At 62.2% G+C, this 17919-nt stretch carries 18 protein-coding genes; 6 read left to right on the plus strand and 12 right to left on the minus strand.

Translation table 11 applies throughout. The annotated features are described in order from the left end of the window. From ubiA to AC2FNL_RS02075, 3 genes are all read left to right on the plus strand, one after another. Positions 1-963, plus strand: coding sequence for a 4-hydroxybenzoate octaprenyltransferase (gene ubiA, locus AC2FNL_RS02065; RefSeq protein WP_496832058.1), 963 nt, complete (start codon positions 1-3; stop codon positions 961-963). A gap of 65 nt (positions 964-1028) precedes the next feature. Then, complete coding sequence (locus AC2FNL_RS02070) at positions 1029-2948, plus strand: OmpA family protein (protein WP_093963570.1); 1920 nt, start codon at positions 1029-1031, stop codon at positions 2946-2948. Position 2949: 1 nt separating this feature from the next. Further along, positions 2950-3270: a hypothetical protein gene (locus AC2FNL_RS02075; RefSeq protein ID WP_093963571.1), complete on the plus strand. Its 321-nt coding sequence runs from the start codon at positions 2950-2952 to the stop codon at positions 3268-3270. Positions 3271-3273: 3 nt separating this feature from the next. On the opposite strand, the gene AC2FNL_RS02080 is transcribed toward AC2FNL_RS02075, so the two are convergent. The 3 genes from AC2FNL_RS02080 to pgsA are packed head-to-tail and all read right to left on the minus strand — an operon-like array spanning position 3274 to position 4639. Beyond that, the gene (locus AC2FNL_RS02080) at positions 3274-3717 is read right to left on the minus strand and encodes a molybdenum cofactor biosynthesis protein MoaE (RefSeq protein ID WP_170342340.1); all 444 of its coding nucleotides are present in this window, start codon (positions 3715-3717) and stop codon (positions 3274-3276) included. Between the two features lie 4 nt (positions 3718-3721). Beyond that, positions 3722-3967: a molybdopterin converting factor subunit 1 gene (gene moaD, locus AC2FNL_RS02085; protein ID WP_093963573.1), complete on the minus strand. Its 246-nt coding sequence runs from the start codon at positions 3965-3967 to the stop codon at positions 3722-3724. Between the two features lie 3 nt (positions 3968-3970). Then, complete coding sequence (pgsA, locus tag AC2FNL_RS02090; protein ID WP_170342342.1) at positions 3971-4639, minus strand: CDP-diacylglycerol--glycerol-3-phosphate 3-phosphatidyltransferase; 669 nt, start codon at positions 4637-4639, stop codon at positions 3971-3973. A gap of 190 nt (positions 4640-4829) precedes the next feature. On the opposite strand from pgsA, the gene AC2FNL_RS02095 reads away from it, so the two are divergent. After that, the gene (locus AC2FNL_RS02095; protein WP_496832259.1) at positions 4830-5729 is read left to right on the plus strand and encodes a DMT family transporter; all 900 of its coding nucleotides are present in this window, start codon (positions 4830-4832) and stop codon (positions 5727-5729) included. On the opposite strand, the gene uvrC is transcribed toward AC2FNL_RS02095, so the two are convergent. From uvrC to AC2FNL_RS02135, 8 genes are all read right to left on the minus strand, one after another. Further along, complete coding sequence (gene uvrC, locus AC2FNL_RS02100) at positions 5714-7588, minus strand: excinuclease ABC subunit UvrC (protein ID WP_496832061.1); 1875 nt, start codon at positions 7586-7588, stop codon at positions 5714-5716. The genes AC2FNL_RS02095 and uvrC overlap by 16 nt on opposite strands. 290 nt (positions 7589-7878) lie before the next feature. After that, positions 7879-8658, minus strand: a complete 780-nt coding sequence (locus AC2FNL_RS02105) for an SDR family oxidoreductase (RefSeq protein ID WP_496832063.1) — start codon at positions 8656-8658, stop codon at positions 7879-7881. 22 nt (positions 8659-8680) lie between these two features. Further along, on the minus strand, positions 8681-9640 hold the full coding sequence (locus tag AC2FNL_RS02110) for a calcium/sodium antiporter (protein ID WP_170440229.1): 960 nt from the start codon (positions 9638-9640) through the stop codon (positions 8681-8683). A gap of 168 nt (positions 9641-9808) precedes the next feature. Further along, positions 9809-10606 carry a S49 family peptidase gene (locus AC2FNL_RS02115; protein WP_093963578.1) on the minus strand — a complete coding sequence of 266 codons (798 nt, stop codon included), beginning with the start codon at positions 10604-10606 and terminating at the stop codon, positions 9809-9811. Between the two features lie 104 nt (positions 10607-10710). Continuing rightward, positions 10711-11472, minus strand: coding sequence for an ABC transporter permease (locus AC2FNL_RS02120; RefSeq protein WP_093963579.1), 762 nt, complete (start codon positions 11470-11472; stop codon positions 10711-10713). Then, on the minus strand, positions 11469-12398 hold the full coding sequence (locus tag AC2FNL_RS02125; protein ID WP_170343068.1) for an ABC transporter ATP-binding protein: 930 nt from the start codon (positions 12396-12398) through the stop codon (positions 11469-11471). Before AC2FNL_RS02125 ends, AC2FNL_RS02120 begins: the two co-directional genes overlap by 4 nt. A gap of 91 nt (positions 12399-12489) precedes the next feature. Next, positions 12490-13014 carry an SRPBCC family protein gene (locus AC2FNL_RS02130; protein WP_093963581.1) on the minus strand — a complete coding sequence of 175 codons (525 nt, stop codon included), beginning with the start codon at positions 13012-13014 and terminating at the stop codon, positions 12490-12492. An 85-nt stretch (positions 13015-13099) separates the two neighbouring features. Continuing rightward, positions 13100-14374: a TAXI family TRAP transporter solute-binding subunit gene (locus tag AC2FNL_RS02135; RefSeq protein ID WP_496832067.1), complete on the minus strand. Its 1275-nt coding sequence runs from the start codon at positions 14372-14374 to the stop codon at positions 13100-13102. 185 nt (positions 14375-14559) lie between these two features. On the opposite strand from AC2FNL_RS02135, the gene AC2FNL_RS02140 reads away from it, so the two are divergent. Continuing rightward, entirely contained in the window at positions 14560-15654 is a 1095-nt protein-coding gene (locus AC2FNL_RS02140; protein ID WP_496832261.1) for a CaiB/BaiF CoA transferase family protein, read from the plus strand. Positions 15655-15708: 54 nt separating this feature from the next. Here AC2FNL_RS02140 and hemE read toward each other — a convergent pair whose 3' ends face one another. Continuing rightward, on the minus strand, positions 15709-16743 hold the full coding sequence (gene hemE, locus AC2FNL_RS02145) for a uroporphyrinogen decarboxylase (protein WP_496832069.1): 1035 nt from the start codon (positions 16741-16743) through the stop codon (positions 15709-15711). 106 nt (positions 16744-16849) lie between these two features. Between hemE and hemC the strand changes: the two genes are divergently transcribed. Continuing rightward, positions 16850-17812 carry a hydroxymethylbilane synthase gene (hemC, locus tag AC2FNL_RS02150; RefSeq protein WP_496832071.1) on the plus strand — a complete coding sequence of 321 codons (963 nt, stop codon included), beginning with the start codon at positions 16850-16852 and terminating at the stop codon, positions 17810-17812. Positions 17813-17919: the final 107 nt, after the last annotated feature.

The following is a 17919-nucleotide window of genomic DNA, read 5'->3' on the forward strand; positions in this document are numbered from 1 at the left end:
ATGCAAGGCAATGCCCCAACACCAGACGGTCAGGTCGCCGACGCCGTAACCGGCAACTGGGTCGATACCCGCGCCCCGGCCTTTGCCCGCCCCTATCTGCGGCTGTCGCGCGCGGACCGGCCGATCGGGACGTGGCTGCTGTTGATCCCGTGCTGGTGGGGCCTGGCGCTGGCGATCCTTCAGGACGGTCAGCCGCGGTGGGGCGATCTGTGGATTGCCGTGGGGTGCGCGGCCGGGGCCTTTCTGATGCGTGGCGCTGGTTGCACCTGGAATGACATCACCGACCGCAAGTTCGACGCGCAGGTCGCCCGCACGCGCTCCCGGCCCATCCCCTCAGGTCAGGTCAGCGTGCGGCAGGCGGTGATCTGGATGGGCATCCAGTGCCTTCTGGCGCTGGCGATCCTGCTGACCTTCAACCAGGCGGCCATCGCGATGGGCGTCCTGTCACTGCTGCCGGTGACGATCTACCCCTATGCCAAGCGCTTCACCTGGTGGCCGCAGGTGTTTCTGGGGCTGGCCTTCAACTGGGGCGCACTGCTGGCCTGGGCGGCGCATCGCGGCACGGTCGAATGGCCCGCGATCCTGCTGTACCTGTCGGGCATCGCCTGGACGCTGTTCTACGACACGATCTATGCCCACCAGGACGCCGATGATGACGAGCTGATCGGCATCAAGTCCACCGCGCGTCTGTTTGGGACCGACACCGCGAAATGGCTGAAGTATTTCCTTGTCGCGACCGTGGCGCTGATGGGGCTGGCCATCGTCGAGGCCGCGCTGCCCAATTCCAGCGTGCTGGCGCTGGTCGTGGCCATCGGTGGACCTTGGGCAATGGGGTGGCACATGGCGTGGCAACTGCGCGGACTGGACATCGAAGACAATGCGAAACTGCTGCAGCTGTTTCGCGCCAACCGGGACACCGGCCTTATTCCGCTCATCTTCCTTTGCGTCGCATTGCTCCTCTGATTGCACCTCGGTACCGGTGTCTGTAAGAGTCCCGCCCAATGGCCCGAGGAGATAAGAAACCGCTCATGCGCTTGCCGTATTTCCTGACATCAGCCCTGATCTTTGTCGTGTCGGCGGGGGTCTGTCTGTTGGCCGCCGGATTCGCGGTGACCAAGATCGAAGAAACCTCGGAAACTGCCGTTCGAAATGCACTGAGCATGCAGGGCCACGAGTGGGCCGAAGTGCAGGCGGATGGGCTGCGCGTTGTACTGACCGGTACTGCCCCGGACGAGGCCACGCGATTCAATGCGCTGACCGCGGCCGGTACACAGGTCGACACCTCTCGGGTGATCGACGAGATGGACATTGCCCCGACGGCTGACCTGACTCCGCCCAAATTCTCGGCTGAAATTCTCCGGAACGACAGCGGCATATCCGTGATCGGGTTGGTTCCGGCCAGCGTGGATCGCGACGCACTGATGGACCGGCTGCAGAAGCTGGACCCGAAGGCGCGGGTGTCGGACCTGCTGGAGACCGCAGACTACAAGAAACCCAAAGGCTGGGACGACGCGATTTCCTATGCCATTCTTGCCCTGTCCAAGCTGCCGCGAGCCAAGGTTTCCGCCAGCCCCGATCTGGTCAAGATCACTGCCATCGCCGACAGCCAGCAGGAAAAAGAACGGCTGGAACAGGAACTGACACGCGCTGCGCCGCCCAGCTTGCGCATCGGTCTGGCGATTTCGGCACCGCGCCCGGTGATCACTCCGTTCACCCTGCGCTATCTGATTTCGGAGGATGGCGGACAGTTCGACGCCTGTTCGGCACAGGATGAAAAGGCGCGCGACACCATTGTTGCCGCCGCGCAGGATGCCGGGCTGTCAGGGCCCTATACCTGCACAATCGGCCTGGGTGTGCCATCGCCCCGATGGGCGCAGGCCGCTGAACTGAGTATCCGGGCTCTGTCCGAGATCGGGCGAGGATCGGTCACGATGTCGGATGCCGACATCACGCTGATTGCTGAACCGAACACCAGCCCGGCCACCTTCGACAAGGTCGTGGGCGAGTTGGAAAACGCCCTGCCCGAAGTGTTTGCCCTGCACGCGGTTCTGCCTGAACCCGAAAACAACGAACAGGCCGGACCTGTGGAATTCACCGCCACCCGCAGCCCGGAAGGTCTGGTACAACTGCGCGGCCGTCTGGGCGATGATTTACAGCGCGACATGATCGACAGCTATGCCCGGGCTGCCTTCGGATCCGATCAGGTTCACAGTGCCGCCCGCGTGGTCGACCAGATGCCGCAGGACTGGCCCGTGCGCGTTCTGGCGGGGCTGGAATCCCTGTCCTGGCTGAACAACGGCGTGCTGACCGTAACGCCTGACAAGGTCGAGTTGACTGGCGTCAGCAACGATGAGGACGCCAAGGCACAGATCGCGGGCCTGCTGTCCGACAAGTTGGGCGATGCGCAAGACTTTGACCTGTCGATCACCTATCAGCCCCCGCCCGAACCCGAAGACGCGCTGCCAGACCCCGAGCAGTGTGAAAGTCGCATCGCCGAGGTTCAGGAAACCCGCAAAATCACGTTCGAGCCCGGGTCGGCTACGGTCTCGTCTGGATCCCGCGACAGTCTTAACCAGATTGCCGAAATCCTGCGCGAATGCGGACCGATCCGGATCGAAATCCAGGGTCATACCGACAGCCAGGGCCGTGAAGAGATGAACCAGCAGCTGAGCCAGTCACGCGCCCAGTCTATCCTGAACGAATTGCGCGCCCGTCGGGTGCCGACCAAAAGCTACTCGGCCGCAGGATATGGTGAGACGCAGCCGATTGCAGACAATGACACCGAAGACGGGCGCGAGAAAAACCGGCGCATCGAATTCCGCCTGATCCGGCCCGAGCCGGTCGCCAATCAGGAAACCGGTCTGGAAGCGTTGGAGACCCAGACAAGCGCAACCGAACCTGCGCCAACAGAAGAAGAAGCATCCGAAACGGATGCAGGGGACCAGTAAGTTGAACAGAACCGAATTCATCATCGCCACCGCCGTCATCCTGTTCGCCGCCTTCTGCATGGGCTGGTTCGCCAACTGGCTGGTGCACCGCCTGTCGCGCGTGCGCCAATCCGACGTGGCCGATCTGGACCGCATGAGCCAGGAGTTGCACGAAGCCGAGGAAACCCGCGATCAGGCGATCACCTATCTGCAGCAGCGTGAGGCCGAGCTGACCAACCAGCTAACCCAGACCGAGGCCGAGCTGGCCGCGGCTATGGACGGGCTGCGCGCCGCCCGCCAGGAAGCCGAGGAATTGCGCGGCCGGATCAACAACGCCGATTGAGGCTTACCAGCGCGACAGCGCGTCCTCGTCCTCGTCCTTGGCGGCAACCCAATCGGCCCCGGACGCGGTGATTTCCTTTTTCCAAAACGGGGCGCGGGATTTTAAGTAGTCCATCAGGTATTCGGCAGCCTCGAACGCATCCTTGCGGTGCGGGGCTGCCGTTGCAACCATCATGATCCGGTCACCCGGGGCCAGCCGCCCATGGCGATGGATCACCAGCACATCGCCCAGCGACCACCGGTTTTTGGCTTCCTCGGCGATCTTGGCGATGGCGCGTTCGGTCATGCCGGGATAATGCTCGATCTCCATGCAGGCCAGATCGGTCTGGGCCAGATCGCGCACGACGCCGGTAAAGGTGACGATAGCGCCATTGGCCGTGTCACCCGCGGCAAAGGCATTGGCCTCGGCCCCCAGATCAAACGGCTCTTGCTGGACGGAAATCCGCATCACCCTACCCGCCGGTCATGGGCGGGAAAAAGGCCACTTCGCGGACGCCGGCCAGCGGCGCGTCGAAATCCGACAGTTCCTGATCCAGCGCGACCCGCAGGGCGGAGACGTCTGCAAAGGCCGCGGCATAGCGGTCTTCACGGGCGCTGAGTTCAGCCACCAGATCGGAGACCGTGGCCGCGGTGGTTTCGACCTTTTCCTTCGGCACGCCGATCCGCTCGCGGACCCAAGCGAAATACAAGACATCCATGCGTCAGCCCTCCTTCAGATGGGGCATGGCTTTACGTAGGTAGTCGTAGCCGGTGATCAACGTCAGCGTCGCCGCGATCCACAGCAACCACAACCCGATGCGGCCCGACCAGAACATGCCATCCAGCTTCCATTGCAGGCCCGAGATGTCCTCGACCTGACCCGACAGGATCTGGTCGATCAGCGCGGCATCCATGCCGAAGGTGGACATGACGAAATAGTGCTCGAATATGCCTTGCGAAAACAGCACGGCGATCGCCACCATCTGCGCGGTCGTCTTCCATTTGGCCAGCTTGGTGACCTTGAGCGTTCCGGCCACGTCGCCCAGATACTCGCGCAGGCCCGAGACGAAGACCTCGCGGAACAGGATCACGGTGGCGGGTAGCACCAGCCAGGGCGTCCAGTGCTCGGTCGAATAGCCGACCAGGATCATCAGTGCGATCACCACCATCGCCTTGTCGGCAATCGGGTCCAGCATCGCGCCCATCTTGGTTTCCTGCTTCCAAGCGCGCGCCAGATAGCCGTCGAACCAGTCGGTTATGGCCGCCGACAGGAACAGGATCAGCGCGAACCAATCGGCATAGGGCCGCGTGAAATACAGAAACATCACCGCCAGGCCGGGCGCGGCCAGTAGGCGCAGCAAAGTCAGAATATTCGGCAGGTTCCACTTCATGCGCTGGACCCTACAACCATGGCCGGGAACAGAAAAGACGGCACGACAAAAAACTGCCAAGAACACAGGTGTTTGGACCACGGCAGGTCAGACCGTCGCAGGCAGTGGATCGATGACCGTTTCCCCCTTGGCGCGGCGCGAAGAACGGGTCAGGTTGCGTGGGTATCGCCAGCCAGGAAAGATCCGCCCCTTGACCTCACATATCAGAACCGATGCGCGCGCAAACCTGATCGGCAGCGCCTGGATGATCGCGGCCATGGCCGGGTTCGCCCTGGAGGACGCGCTGTTGAAAAGTGCGGCCAAAGTGCTGCCCATCTGGCAGGTTCTGGTGCTGTTCGGACTGGGCGGGGCGTTGATTTTCGCCGGGGTCGCGTTGCTACAGGGGCGGCGGTTGCTACACCCCGATGTCCTCTCCAAGCCGATGAAGATCCGGGTGCTGTTCGAAGTCTTCGGGCGCCTGTTCTATGTGTTGGCCATCGCCCTGACGCCGCTGTCCTCGGCCACCGTGATCCTGCAGGCCACGCCGCTGGTCGTGGTGGCGGGTGCCGCGCTGTTCTTCGGGGAAACCGTCGGCTGGCGGCGCTGGAGCGCCATTCTGGTCGGACTGATCGGAGTGGTGATCATCATCCAGCCAACCGGAGACAGTTTCTCGGCCCTGTCCATTCTTGCGGTGCTGGGAATGCTGGGCTTTGCCGGCCGCGATCTGGCCAGCCGCGCGGCCCCTGCCACGCTGGGCACCACCGTTCTTGGGTTTTACGGCTTTCTGTCAATTGTCGTCGCCGGCGGTCTGTACCGGGCTTTCGAAGGCACCGCCGCAGTGCCCGTGGACGCCCAAACCGCCCTGCATCTGACCGGAGCCGTGGTGATGGGGGCGGTGGCCTATGCTTCGCTGATGCTGGCCATGCGGACGGGCGAAGTGTCGGCCGTGACCCCGTTTCGCTATACCCGCCTTCTGTTCGGTATCGGGCTGGGCGTGCTGATATTCGACGAGCATCTGGACCAGACCATGTGGCTGGGCAGCGCGCTGATCGTGGCCTCGGGGCTTTACATTCTGTGGCGCGGGCGCCGGCGGCCTCAGCCCTTTTCGTGAAAGAAATCATAGACCTTCTGCGCCAGACCGGCCGAGATCCCGTCCACCGCCTTCAGGTCAGCCAGATTGGCGCGGCTGACCGCCTTGGCGCTGCCGAAATGCGCCAGCAGGGCACGTTTGCGGGCCGCGCCCACGCCCGGGATTTCATCGAGCGGCGTCGCGCCTATCGCCTTGGCCCGTTTGGCGCGGTGGGTGCCGATGGCAAAGCGGTGCGCCTCGTCCCGTAGCCGCTGAATGAAATACAGAACCGGGTCGTTGCGTTTCAGGGCAAAGGGGCGCTGGCCGATGCGGTGGAACTCTTCCTTGCCGTGGTCGCGATCGACGCCCTTGGCGACACCGACCATGGGGATGTCCTCGACCCCGTGCGCCTGCATGATCTCGTGCACGGCACTCACCTGCCCTGCACCCCCATCGATCAGCAACAGATCGGGCCACAGGCCCTTGTCGCGGTCGGGGTCCTCTTTCAACAGGCGGGTGAAGCGGCGGGTCAGCACCTCTTTCATCATGCCGAAGTCGTCGCCCGGCGTCAGGTCGTCGCCGCGAATGTTGAATTTGCGATAGGCGTTCTTCATGAACCCCTCGGGACCGGCCACGATCATCGCGCCCACCGCGTTGGTGCCCTGGATATGCGAGTTGTCGTAGACCTCGATCCGGTTCGGCGGCGCGTCCAGATCGAAGGCCTCGGCCAGACCGCGCAGCAGCTTGGCCTGCGTCGCGCTTTCCGACATGCGGCGGGCCAGCGCCTCGCGCGCGTTGCGCAGCGCGCCCGAGACGAGTTCCAGCTTTTCGCCCCGCTGCGGCACCAATATCTCGACCTTGCGGCCGGCCTTTTCGGACAGGGCCTGCTGCATCAGGTCCGCGTTTTCGATCCCGTCCGACAGGATCAGTTGGCGCGGCGGCTCCTTGTTGTCGTAGAACTGGCCCAGAAAGGCCTCCATCACCTCGGCCGGCGAGACGTCGGGACCGACGCGCGGATAGAAATCGCGGTTGCCCCAGTTCTGGTTGGCGCGGATGAAGAACACCTGAACGCAGGCCTGGCCGCTGTCCATATAGAGGCCGATCACATCCGCCTCGGCCACTCCGCGCGGGTTGATGCCCTGCGCCGTCTGCACCTGCGTGAGCGCGCGTATCCGGTCGCGCAGGGCGGCGGCGCGCTCGAACTCCATCGCGTCCGAGGCCTCCTGCATCTGCGCGGCCAGTTCCTCCTGGATCCGGGTCGAGCGGCCGGACAGGAACCGCTCGGCGTCACGCACGCTTTCGGCATAGTCGGCCTGCGAAACCATGCCCACGCACGGCCCCGAGCAGCGCTTGATCTGGTAGAGCAGGCAGGGCCGGGTGCGACTGTCGAACATCGAATCCGAGCAGTTCCGGAGCAGAAAGGCCTTCTGCAATTGGTTCAGCGTGCGGTTCACCGCGCCCGCGCTGGCGAAGGGGCCGAAATAGGCGCCCTTTTCCTTCTTGGCCCCGCGATGCTTCTTGATCTGCGGAAACGGGTGATCCTTGGCCACCAGAATGTTGGGAAAGCTTTTGTCGTCGCGCAGCAGGACGTTGTACTTGGGCTTGAGCTGCTTGATCAGGTTCTGTTCCAGCAGCAGCGCCTCGGTCTCGGTCCGGGTGGTCAGGAACATCATCGACGCGGTCGAGGCAATCATCCGCTCGATCCGGCCGGAATGTCCCGGGCGGGTGTAGTTCGACACCCGCGCCCGCAGGTTGCGCGCCTTGCCGACATACAGAACCCGGCTGTCCGCATCCAGCATCCGATAGACGCCCGGCGAACTGTCCAGCGTCTTCACGTATTTCTGGATGCAGGCATAGCCGGTCGGCTGAGGCTGGGATTGAGGGGCGCTGTCGGCGGTCATGAGAGACAGATACGATTCTCTGACCATGGCTGCAATCTTGCGCGCCTCAGATCAAGAGAAAACAAATCCACGATTCTTGTGGATAACTGTGCGGACAACTTTCCCTGCACCGTGATTTTTCCTTGAATCCTTGTGTTTTCACGGCGTTGCACAATAAATAGGCACAATTTCAAAACATTGATTATAAAAGATATTTTTATTCTCGTTTTACAAGTATATGAAAAAAAAGACATTTTTGTAACGAACCTGTAACAGGATCGAGAGCGGTGCAAAACTTGCAGGGGCAATACCTATTCAAGGCCCACTACATCAGGCGTTTGCCAGCCCAGATGCTGGCCGCCATCAACGCACAAAAGCTGGCCCGTGACCGCATGTGCGTCCAGAAAATACCCAAGGGCCGCGTTGATATCCGAGGGATTTGCACCGCGTTCCAAGACCGTGTTTTCGCGTTGGGTCTTGAAGTGCTGGGGACTTTGGCGGTGTCCCTGCAGAGTTGGACCCGGCCCAATGGCATTGACGCGAATGGCCGGCGTCAGTGCCTGGGCCGCCGTCCGGGTCAATGCCCATAGCCCCATCTTGGCGATGGTGTAGGACATGAATTCAGGCGTCAGTTTGCGCACCCGCATGTCGACCATATTCACGATCAAGCCGGTCGCGACGGGTTCGTCATTCTCATCCATCTCGGGTTCCAGACCCTGGCCCGCCATGGCCTGCGTCAACACGAAGGGCGCGCGCAGGTTGCTGTCCATGTGGCGATCCCAGCTTAGCCGGGTGGCAGTGCGGATGTTGTCGTATTCGAAGATTGACGCATTGTTGACCAGACAGGTGATCGGACCGCCCAGCGCCTCGGCCGCGCGCGGCAAAAGGGTCTGCACCTGATCCTCGTCCAGCAGATCGGCCTTCAGCGCCACGGCAGTGCGGCCCATTGCCTGGATCTCGGACACGGTCTCGGCAGCGGCAGCGCCTGAGGTTGCGTGATGCAAGGCAACGTCCATGCCACGTTTCGCAAGGTACAACGCCATGGCCCGCCCCAGTCGAATGCCGGCGCCGGTCACCAGTGCTCGGGTCATGAAGGGGCTCCTTTCAGTCAGATCAGGCCAACAGGATCACGACATATGTGACGTACAGCAGCGTCAAGATGAACCCCCAGACCCGGGTGATGTCTTGCTTGAAGAAGACGAACGGGATCAGCAGCAGGGACGAGCCCAGCATGACCCAAAGATCGAATTGCAGAAATTCGGGGTCCACGGGGATGCGCCCGAACAGCGTGGCAATACCGACAATGCCCAGAAGGTTGAACATGTTCGACCCGATGACGTTGCCCAGAGCAACATCGGCCTGCCGGCGCAACGCGGCCATGACGGTGGTCGCCAGTTCTGGAAGCGAGGTTCCGACCGCGACCAGCGTCAGCCCGATCACCGTTTCACTGACACCGTAGGTCCGCGCAATGATGGTCGCGTTGTCGACCAGAAGATGCGCGCCCATCGGCAGACCAATCAGCCCAAGCACCAGATACAGCGACACCTTCCAGTACGGCATGTCCGGGTCGGCCTCTTCCAGCACTTCCAGCGCTTCCAGATCCTGCTCTTCCGAGCAGGAGTTGCGATGCGCGTGCGCTTCTCGGAAGGCGTTGAGCAGGATCAGAGCCAACCCCGCCAGCAGGATTGCCCCGCTGAACAGGTTGAATTCTCCGCAAAAGGCCAAACCGATGAACAGAACCGAGGCCAGCAACATGAAGACGTAGTTTCTGCGCGTGTTGCATTCGCTGCTGTGGATCGTTGCCAACAAGGCCGGCAAACCCAGGACCAGAAGGATGTTGGCCGTGTTCGAACCGACGACATTGCCCAGCGCGATACCGGGCGCATTTTCCTCGATGGCCTTGATGGCGATCAGAAGCTCAGGCGCCGAGGTACCGAAAGCCACGATCGTCAGGCTGACGATCAGGGCGGGAACACCCAGACGCAGGCTGAGATTCACCGCACCCCGCACCAGCGCGTCACCGGCCAACAGCAGGATCAATAAGCCAAGACCGGAAAGCAGCCAGGCCGTCATCGACGCCCTCCTTGCTCACATGTGCAGGGGCCCTTGCCAATCCGGAACCGACCGCAGCGCGGACATTTCGCGGAATTCAATCTCTGTTGACCGGGAAAGCGCAGCTTTCCGAACATCGCCAGGACCCCCATGGCAACCAGAAACAGAATGACGACCTTGACGATCACGTCACATACCAAAGCGCGCGTAGGCCGCGCGCTCCTCGAGCAGGGAAATGGCGTCCTGCGCCATGTCCGTTCCGAACCGCGACCAGATCGGTCGGCGCAACCCGTAGCGCCGGAATTTGACCTTGTCGCCAAATACTTCCTGCATCTTTGGCTTCAGATGCGCGATGCCGTCGATCAGCCCAAGTTCGTGCGCACGCCGCGCCAGCCAGATTTCACCGGTAAACAGATCGGCGGCCTCGTCCAAACGACTGCCGCGTCGAGCCTTCACATAGGCAATGAAATTCTGGTGGATGTCGTCCAACAGCCCCTTGAGACGCGCGACATCCTCTTCTTTCTCCGGTGAGAACGGGTCCAGCATCGATTTGGATTTCCCGGCGGTATGTACGCGCCTTTCGATCCCCTGACGGGCCAGAAACACATGCGCTCCGAACCCCGAGGAGATGACCCCGATCGACCCCAGAACCGAGCTGTCATCCGCCCAGATCTCGTCCGCCGAAGCCGCAAGCCAATAACCGCCCGAAGCCGCCACATCCTCGACAAAGGCATGGACCGGGACCTTGAACTCGTCGGCCAACCGCCGGATCCGCGCACCAATCAGCGAGCTTTGCACCGGCGATCCGCCCGGCGAATTGATCTCGAGCGCGACGGCGGCAGGTTTTCCCTTGCGGAAGGCTTTTTCCAGAACAGGCGCCAAAGAGGCATCGTTCAGCGAGGCTCGGCCAGCCATTCCAATGGCTCCGGACAGGCGAACGACAGCCACGGTTGGCTGCTTGTTGAGAAACGGCAGGCTGAGTTTCATGGGTGCCGATGTAGAGTGCGCCCGCCCCTTAAACAAGGGACCCCACCTGCCATGAACGTGACGTGAACCAAAATCCTGTTCAGCCACGGCAAAAATGCAACGCCCTAGCTGCGGATGCGCCACCCGGTTTTGAAGATCCAACCGATGACCGCCAGGCAAAAGCCGGTAAAGGCCAGGATCGCCAGAAGGCTTAGCAGAATGGGCACGTCCGAAAGCCCGTAAAACGACCAGCGAAAGCCCGAGATCAAATAGACCACCGGGTTGAACAACGAGATCGTCTGCCACACCGGCGGCAGCATCGAAATCGAGTAGAACGTGCCGCCCAGAAAGATCAGAGGCGTGACGACAAGCTGCGGCACCAGCGACATCTGTTCGAAATTGCTGGCCCAGATCCCGATGATGAAGCCCAGCAGGGAAAAGCTGAGGCAGGACAGGATCAGAAAGGCGGCCATCGCGAAGGGATGCTCAATTCGGATGTCCACGAAGAACGTGGCAGTGGTCAGGATAACCAATCCCACGAACAACGCCTTGGTCGCGGCGGCGCCCACATAGCCGATCACGATCTCGATGAAATTCACCGGAGCCGAGAGCAGTTCGTAGATCGTGCCTAGGAACTTGGGGAAATAGATGCCAAAGGACGCGTTCGAGATCGACAGCATCACCACCGACAGCATGATCAGCCCCGGCACGATGAAGGCGCCGTAGGATACGCCCTCGACCTCCTGGATGCGACTGCCAATGGCAGTGCCAAACACCACGAAGTACAGCGAGGTCGACAGAACCGGTGACAGAAAGCTCTGCGCAAGGGTACGGAAGAACCGGGCCATTTCGAACCGGTAGATGGCGGCGATGGCGGACCAGTTCATGCGGCATCTCCGGACACGAGGTTGACGAAAATCTCTTCCAGGCTTGATTGCCGGGTCTGCACGTCGCGCAACACCAACCCCGCCTCGGCCACGTCATTCAGCAAAGTGGTGATACCGGTGCGATCGGCATTGGTGTCGTAGGTATAAATCAGCGCGTCGCCCTGCCCGTTCAGCACCAGATTGTGGTGGGCCAGACTGCCGGGAATGTCCGAGATCGTCCGGGTCAGCATGACCTCGATCTGTTTTTTTCCCATCTGCGCCATCAAGGTGTTTTTGTCCTGCACCAGCATCAGTTCGCCCTTGTCGATCACACCGATCCGGTCGGCGATGGCTTCGGCCTCTTCGATGTAGTGGGTGGTCAAGATGATGGTGACACCGGCAGCCTTCAACTCGTCGACGATGGCCCACATATCCTTGCGCAGTTCGACATCCACGCCGGCGGTGGGTTCATCCAGAAATAGCACCCGCGGCTCGTGCGCCAGAGCCTTGGCGATCAGCACCCGCCGCTTCATACCGCCCGACAGTTCCTTGATCGCGTTCTTGCGCTTGTCCCACAGCGACAGCTTGCGCAGGATCTCTTCGATCCGCGCACTGTCCTGCCCATAGCCGAACAGACCGCGCGAAAACCGTACGGTGTTCCAGACCTTCTCGAACGGCTCAAGCGCAATTTCCTGCGGCACGAGGCCAATCATGCGCCGGGCTGCACGAAAGTCCGTGAGGATGTCGTGCCCCCCAACGGTGACCGTCCCAGACGTGGGCGTGGTAATCCCGCAAACCGTCGAGATCAGGGTGGTCTTTCCCGCCCCGTTCGGGCCGAGCAGGGCCAGGATCTCGCCCTCTTCGATGTCCAGCGATACGCCTTTCAGCGCTTCGAACCCGCCGGCATAGGTTTTGCGCAGATCCTTGATCGAAAGAATTGTCGTCATGCGTTTTCCCAGTTCTGGCCGGGACAGTATCGCGGCAGAGGATTGCCGAACAGACCAAATCCGCACAGTCCTCGGCGCGCAAACGCAGGTTTCACTCGCGCCCGGTCAGGCGGCCAAGCCAGCCTTTCTTTTCCCCCTCGGGGTTGCCTTCGCTGTCCTCTTCCGGCGCTGCAGGGCCTTCGAAATGCTGTTGAAGGTTCGAGAAGAACTGGTCAGCCATCTTTTTGGCAAAGCCGTCGATCAACCGGCTGCCAAGCTGAGCCAGCTTGCCGCCAACCTTGGCATCCACGTCATAGGCCAGAACCGTTCCACCGCTGTCACTGGCGCTGAACGTGACACTGGCGCTGCCCTTTGCAAAACCCGCGGCCCCGCCTTTGCCCTCACCCGCGATGGTCAGGCTTTGACCCTCAACCATATCGGACATCGTGACGGTGCCTTTGAACGTGGCCTTTACTGGCCCCACCTTCTGCACCACGGTCGCCTCGTAACCGTCCGTCGGATTGCCCGAGACCTCTTGCGCACCGGGTACGCAGGCTTTCAGCACCTCGGGGTCCAGAAGGGCCGCATAGACATCGGACGGCGCCGCCTGAATTTCACGCGTGTCACTCATTTGCATGGGACCACCCCCCTTTTTTGAAATGCCTGATATTCGACCAAAGACCTATCCACGAACTGCCGTTGCGGCAACCGTGTTCCAAACATTATCCGCCGCCCCCGGAATCCTGGGCCCGCATGTCGGCAATCCGTTTCTGCACCAGTTCCAGATGCAGACGGGCATCATACTGCCCTTGCCTGTAGGCCGCTGGCAGCCGTAGGTCCGCCAGCTTTTCGTCCAGCACCTGCAACTGTCCCTGCATCCGCACGAGGTCTTCCGTGGAAGGGTTGTCGGCCAGGTCCTGTTCGATCAGACGAATTTCCGGGTAGTGCTGCCAAACACGCCATCGTTGGAAATAGGCGTAGATGCGCGGCAACAACCGGACCAGCGGAAGGACGATGAAAAAGAACGGCAGGAACAGAAGGAAAACCCGATTGACCTGCGCCGCCACCCAATAAGGCAACCAATCATGCCAGGTGGATGGCCCTTCAAGTATCAGCTGCCGCGCAGTGTTGTTGAGGGGCAATGCGGTCCCTTCGATCCCCGGAAAGGCCCCGGGGTCATTGATGATGCCCTGAGCCTCGTGCAGGGCGATCGCCGCCATCGTCAGCCGGTTGACCAACGCCGGATGCAGTCCCGGCCGCACGACCAGTCGCGCCTCGAGAGCGATCAGATCTACCGGGCGCGGCGGTAGAACCGGGTTCAGCGACATGCCTCCGGTCGGTACGGTCACCACAGTGGCATAGGACAAACGACGTGAAATCGCCTCGACATGTTCAAGGTTCAGAACTTTCAGTCCCGGCACCTCGTAGGCAGCCAGCAGGTAGGGAGCTTCGATCGGGGCGACAAAGACGGCGATGTCCAACGTTCCGTCCAACAAGGCGTCGGCCGCCTGGTCATAGGGCAGTGCAACATGCACGTTATCCTCTTGGGCCAGCCCGACCGCGCGCTCGAAGTCGCGGAATGCGTCCGCGGTGCCGGACCCGGGCGCACCGCTGTTGATGCTCAACCCACGCCATAACGCGGGATTGGGCGGAATCCACGCATCCTCGCGCGCCATGAAAATCATCGGCTCGAAAAACACGGTCCCGATGGCCTGCGCCCGATCCGGGTCAACTTCGATGCCGCCCTGCAAGAAGGCCACATCCACAGCCCCGCCTTCCAGGAGACGCGCATTTTCGACCGACCCTGCGGTTTCGACGATCTCGAGCCGAATGTCGTCCTCGGCAAGGATATCGGAATAGTCCTGCGCCACTTCGATATAGGCGCCACCCGCCGGTCCGGCTGCCATGCGCAGGTCGCCGGGCGGGTGCAGCAGAAGGATGATTGCCACCAGAACCGCCAAGACCATGGCGGCACTGATCGTGATCCAAAGACGCATCCTACCCCTCGCTGATCCACCCCGAACAGCACGCTACGCCGCGGGCCCCAAGCTGGCAAGTATTCCGATGTGTTTGTTGATTTTTCCCGTTCCGGATCAGACCGATGCCAGACGCCGCGTCGCTGCCGGTCGGTCTTGCATTCCTGCTGAGCCCCGGCCAGCATCGCCGCGAGGGAGTGCTGCTCATGCTCAACGGAATCCGTGTTGTCGAAATCGAGGGGCTCGGCCCCGGCCCGTTCGCCGCCATGCTGCTGGCGGATCTGGGGGCCGACGTCGTGACCATCCACCGCAAGGGGGGCGCCGTCACACCCGGCATGCCGGACCGATCCGTGTTGGACCGGGGCAAGCGCTCGATCGCGCTCGACCTCAAGGACCCCGACGCCCTCGAAACCGCCCGGCGCCTGATCGCAACCGCCGATGCGCTGATCGAGGGCTTCCGCCCCGGCGTGATGGAGAAGCTGGGTCTGGGGCCCGAAGCCTGCCACGCCCTGAACCCGGCGCTGGTCTATGGCCGCATGACCGGCTGGGGCCAGGACAGCCCGCTTGCCGACACTGCAGGACATGATCAGAACTACATCGCCCTGTCGGGGGCACTCTGGTACGGCTCACCACCCGGCATCGAGCCGATGACCCCGCCTACGCTGGTCGGCGATATCGGCGGCGGAGCGATGTATCTGGTCACCGGCATTCTGGCCGGGCTGCTAAACGCGCGCGCAACCGGCACGGGCACGGTCGTCGACGCCGCCATCTACGACGGCTCGGCCCACATGATGAACCTGCTGATGAGCCTGCGCCAGACAGGCAACCTGTCCGACACGCGCGGCCAGAGCCTGCTGGACGGCCCGCACTGGAGCCGTACATACGCCTGCGCGGATGGCGGCTTTGTTTCGGTCCAATGCCTCGAACCGAAATTCTATGCCCAATTCCTGGAAATCCTGGGCCTGTCCCAAGACCCGGCGTTCCAGCAACAATACGACAGCACTCTCTGGCCAGACCTGACCCGGCGCCTGGCGGAAATCTTCGCAACCAAGCCGCGCGACCATTGGGCCAAACTGTTCGAAGGATCAGACGCCTGCGTCGCCCCGGTGCTCAGCCCCGACGAGGCCGCAACCCACCCGATGAACACCGTCCGCCAAACCTGGCGAGAAACAGACGGCACCCTGCAGGCCGCCGCCGCCCCGCGCTTCTCCAACCATCAATGGCAGCCGAAACCCAGCCCGGCCCGCGGCCAACACACGACCGAAATCCTTACGGAACTTCAGGCTCTCAAGAAGACCTGACACACGCTTCATCTGGCCAACGGCCAAGAGGGGGCTGGCCCCCTCGCACGCCGCCTACCTGCCGCGCACCGTGTCGATCATCAACTGTACATTCTCCGGGTCGGCATCCGGCGTGATCCCGTGACCCAGATTGAAAATATGCGGCCCCTTGGAAAAGGCGCGCACGATGCGGCGGGTCTCATCCACCAGCGCCTGCCCACCGGTGACCATGTGAGACGAGGCCAGGTTGCCTTGCACGCAGCCATCCACCTGCACATGTTCGGCGGCCCATTCCGGCGCAACCGAGTTGTCCAGCGCCACGCAATCGACACCGGTGGCCTTCGCGAAACCGACATAGGCCTCGCCCGCCTCACGCGGGAAACCGATGACCGGAATGCCCGGGTGGCGTTCCTTGAGCGCCTGGGTGATGGTCCGACACGGCTCGACCGCATATTTGGTGAAGGCCTCACCTTTCAGCGACCCGGCCCAGCTGTCGAAAATCTTGACCACCTCGGCCCCCGCTTCGATCTGAGCCGACAGATATTCGATCGTGGCCGCCGTGATCCGGTCCAGCAAGGCCTCGAACAGCGCGGTGTTTTCCTCACGCAGGGCGTGGGCGGGACCCTGATCAGGGGTGCCACGCCCGGCGATCATATAGGTCGCAACGGTCCACGGGGCGCCGGCAAAGCCAATCAGAGTCGTCTCGGACGGCAACTCGCGCGACAGGATGCTCACGGTTTCATAGACGGGTGACAGTGTCTCGTGGATCGCATCAACCGGTTTCAGTGCATCGAAATCCGATTGCTGCGTGATCGTTGACAGGCGCGGCCCTTCGCCGGTGACGAACCAAAGGTCGGCGCCCAGCGCCTGCGGCACCAGCAGGATGTCGGCAAAAAGGATCGCGGCATCGAACCCATAGCGGCGGATCGGCTGCAGCGTAACCTCCGCCGCCAGATCGGGGGTGTAGCACAGCGACAGGAAATCGCCCGCCTGTTCCCGCGTCGCGCGGTATTCCGGCAGATAGCGTCCGGCCTGTCGCATCATCCAGATCGGCGGCGTGTCCAGTACCTCGCCCGCCAGCGCCCGCAGCAGTTTCTTGTTCTCGGCCATGTCAGCCCCCACTATTCCGGTTCGCGCAACGGGTCCGCCTTCAGCGGCAAAATGTCAAGCGCGGCCCCCATTGTCAGGGCAATGTGACGCGACTAAAGCTGTGCCCATGACTTTGACCCTGCCCACCCCCGCATCGCCGCTGAAGATCGGCACCCGTGGTTCGCCGCTGGCGCTGGCCCAGGCCCATGAAACCCGTCAGCGGCTGTGCGATGCCTTCGACCTGCCCGAACAGGCGTTTGAGATCGTGGTGATCAAGACCACCGGCGACAACCGCGCCATGATCGACGCGGACCGCCCGTTGAAAGAGATCGGAAACAAGGGCCTGTTCACCAAGGAAATCGAAGAGGCGATGCTGGGTGGGGACATCGACATCGCCGTGCACTCGACCAAGGACATGCCGGTTGAACAGCCGCAGGGGCTGGTGCTGGACACGTTCCTGCCGCGCGAAGACGTGCGCGATGCCTTCATCTCGCCCCGCCTCAACTCGATCCATGACCTGCCCAAGGGTGCGGTCGTCGGCACCTCGTCGCTGCGGCGGCGGGCCCAGTTGCTGCACCGCCGGCCCGATCTGAACGTGGTCGAGTTCCGGGGCAACGTACAGACTCGACTGAAGAAGCTGGCCGATGGTGTGGCCGAATGCACATTCCTGGCCATGGCCGGCATCCGCCGCCTGAACATGCGGGACGTGCCTGCCACCGCGATCTCGCCCGACGACATGCTGCCGGCCATCGCGCAAGGCACGATCGGCATCGAACGCCGCGCGGACGACCACCGGGCCGCCGAGATGCTGGAGGCCATTCATCACTCTGAAACGGCCTGTCGCTTGGCGGCCGAGCGCACGTTGCTGGCCGCGCTGGATGGGTCTTGCGAAACTCCGATTGCCGGCCTGGCTGAACTTACCGATGGGCAGTTGCGCCTACGCGGCGAAGTCCTGCGCCCGGATGGATCGGATGCCATCAGTGAGAGCGAGACCGGTTCGACGGAGGACGCAGCGGAAATGGGCCGGGCCATGGCGGTAAAACTGCTGCACCGTGCCGGGCCCGGATTCTTCGAGTGGAGAAATATGTAAAAAAGTTTCTGCGAATGTGAACTGCTTCACTGTCGCCCCGGTTGAAATCAGGCATCAATGTGTCATCCCGATTGGGAATGTGGATCAGTCTCGAATGTATCGAAGTT

This window comes from Ruegeria sp. CRTD044, from assembly GCF_059613485.1.

What these genes read in the sequence shown, in the direction of transcription:
- ubiA (WP_496832058.1), top strand. Translation starts at nt 1, where the DNA reads ATGCAAGGCAATGCCCCAACACCAGACGGTCAGGTCGCCGACGCCGTA.
- AC2FNL_RS02070 (WP_093963570.1), top strand. Translation starts at nt 1,029, where the DNA reads ATGCGCTTGCCGTATTTCCTGACATCAGCCCTGATCTTTGTCGTGTCG.
- AC2FNL_RS02080 (WP_170342340.1), bottom strand. Translation starts at nt 3,717, where the DNA reads ATGCGGATTTCCGTCCAGCAAGAGCCGTTTGATCTGGGGGCCGAGGCC.
- moaD (WP_093963573.1), bottom strand. Translation starts at nt 3,967, where the DNA reads ATGGATGTCTTGTATTTCGCTTGGGTCCGCGAGCGGATCGGCGTGCCG.
- pgsA (WP_170342342.1), bottom strand. Translation starts at nt 4,639, where the DNA reads ATGAAGTGGAACCTGCCGAATATTCTGACTTTGCTGCGCCTACTGGCC.
- uvrC (WP_496832061.1), bottom strand. Translation starts at nt 7,588, where the DNA reads ATGACCGCCGACAGCGCCCCTCAATCCCAGCCTCAGCCGACCGGCTAT.
- AC2FNL_RS02105 (WP_496832063.1), bottom strand. Translation starts at nt 8,658, where the DNA reads ATGACCCGAGCACTGGTGACCGGCGCCGGCATTCGACTGGGGCGGGCC.
- AC2FNL_RS02110 (WP_170440229.1), bottom strand. Translation starts at nt 9,640, where the DNA reads ATGACGGCCTGGCTGCTTTCCGGTCTTGGCTTATTGATCCTGCTGTTG.
- AC2FNL_RS02115 (WP_093963578.1), bottom strand. Translation starts at nt 10,606, where the DNA reads ATGAAACTCAGCCTGCCGTTTCTCAACAAGCAGCCAACCGTGGCTGTC.
- AC2FNL_RS02120 (WP_093963579.1), bottom strand. Translation starts at nt 11,472, where the DNA reads ATGAACTGGTCCGCCATCGCCGCCATCTACCGGTTCGAAATGGCCCGG.
- AC2FNL_RS02125 (WP_170343068.1), bottom strand. Translation starts at nt 12,398, where the DNA reads ATGACGACAATTCTTTCGATCAAGGATCTGCGCAAAACCTATGCCGGC.
- AC2FNL_RS02130 (WP_093963581.1), bottom strand. Translation starts at nt 13,014, where the DNA reads ATGCAAATGAGTGACACGCGTGAAATTCAGGCGGCGCCGTCCGATGTC.
- AC2FNL_RS02135 (WP_496832067.1), bottom strand. Translation starts at nt 14,374, where the DNA reads ATGCGTCTTTGGATCACGATCAGTGCCGCCATGGTCTTGGCGGTTCTG.
- AC2FNL_RS02140 (WP_496832261.1), top strand. Translation starts at nt 14,560, where the DNA reads ATGCTCAACGGAATCCGTGTTGTCGAAATCGAGGGGCTCGGCCCCGGC.
- hemE (WP_496832069.1), bottom strand. Translation starts at nt 16,743, where the DNA reads ATGGCCGAGAACAAGAAACTGCTGCGGGCGCTGGCGGGCGAGGTACTG.
- hemC (WP_496832071.1), top strand. Translation starts at nt 16,850, where the DNA reads ATGACTTTGACCCTGCCCACCCCCGCATCGCCGCTGAAGATCGGCACC.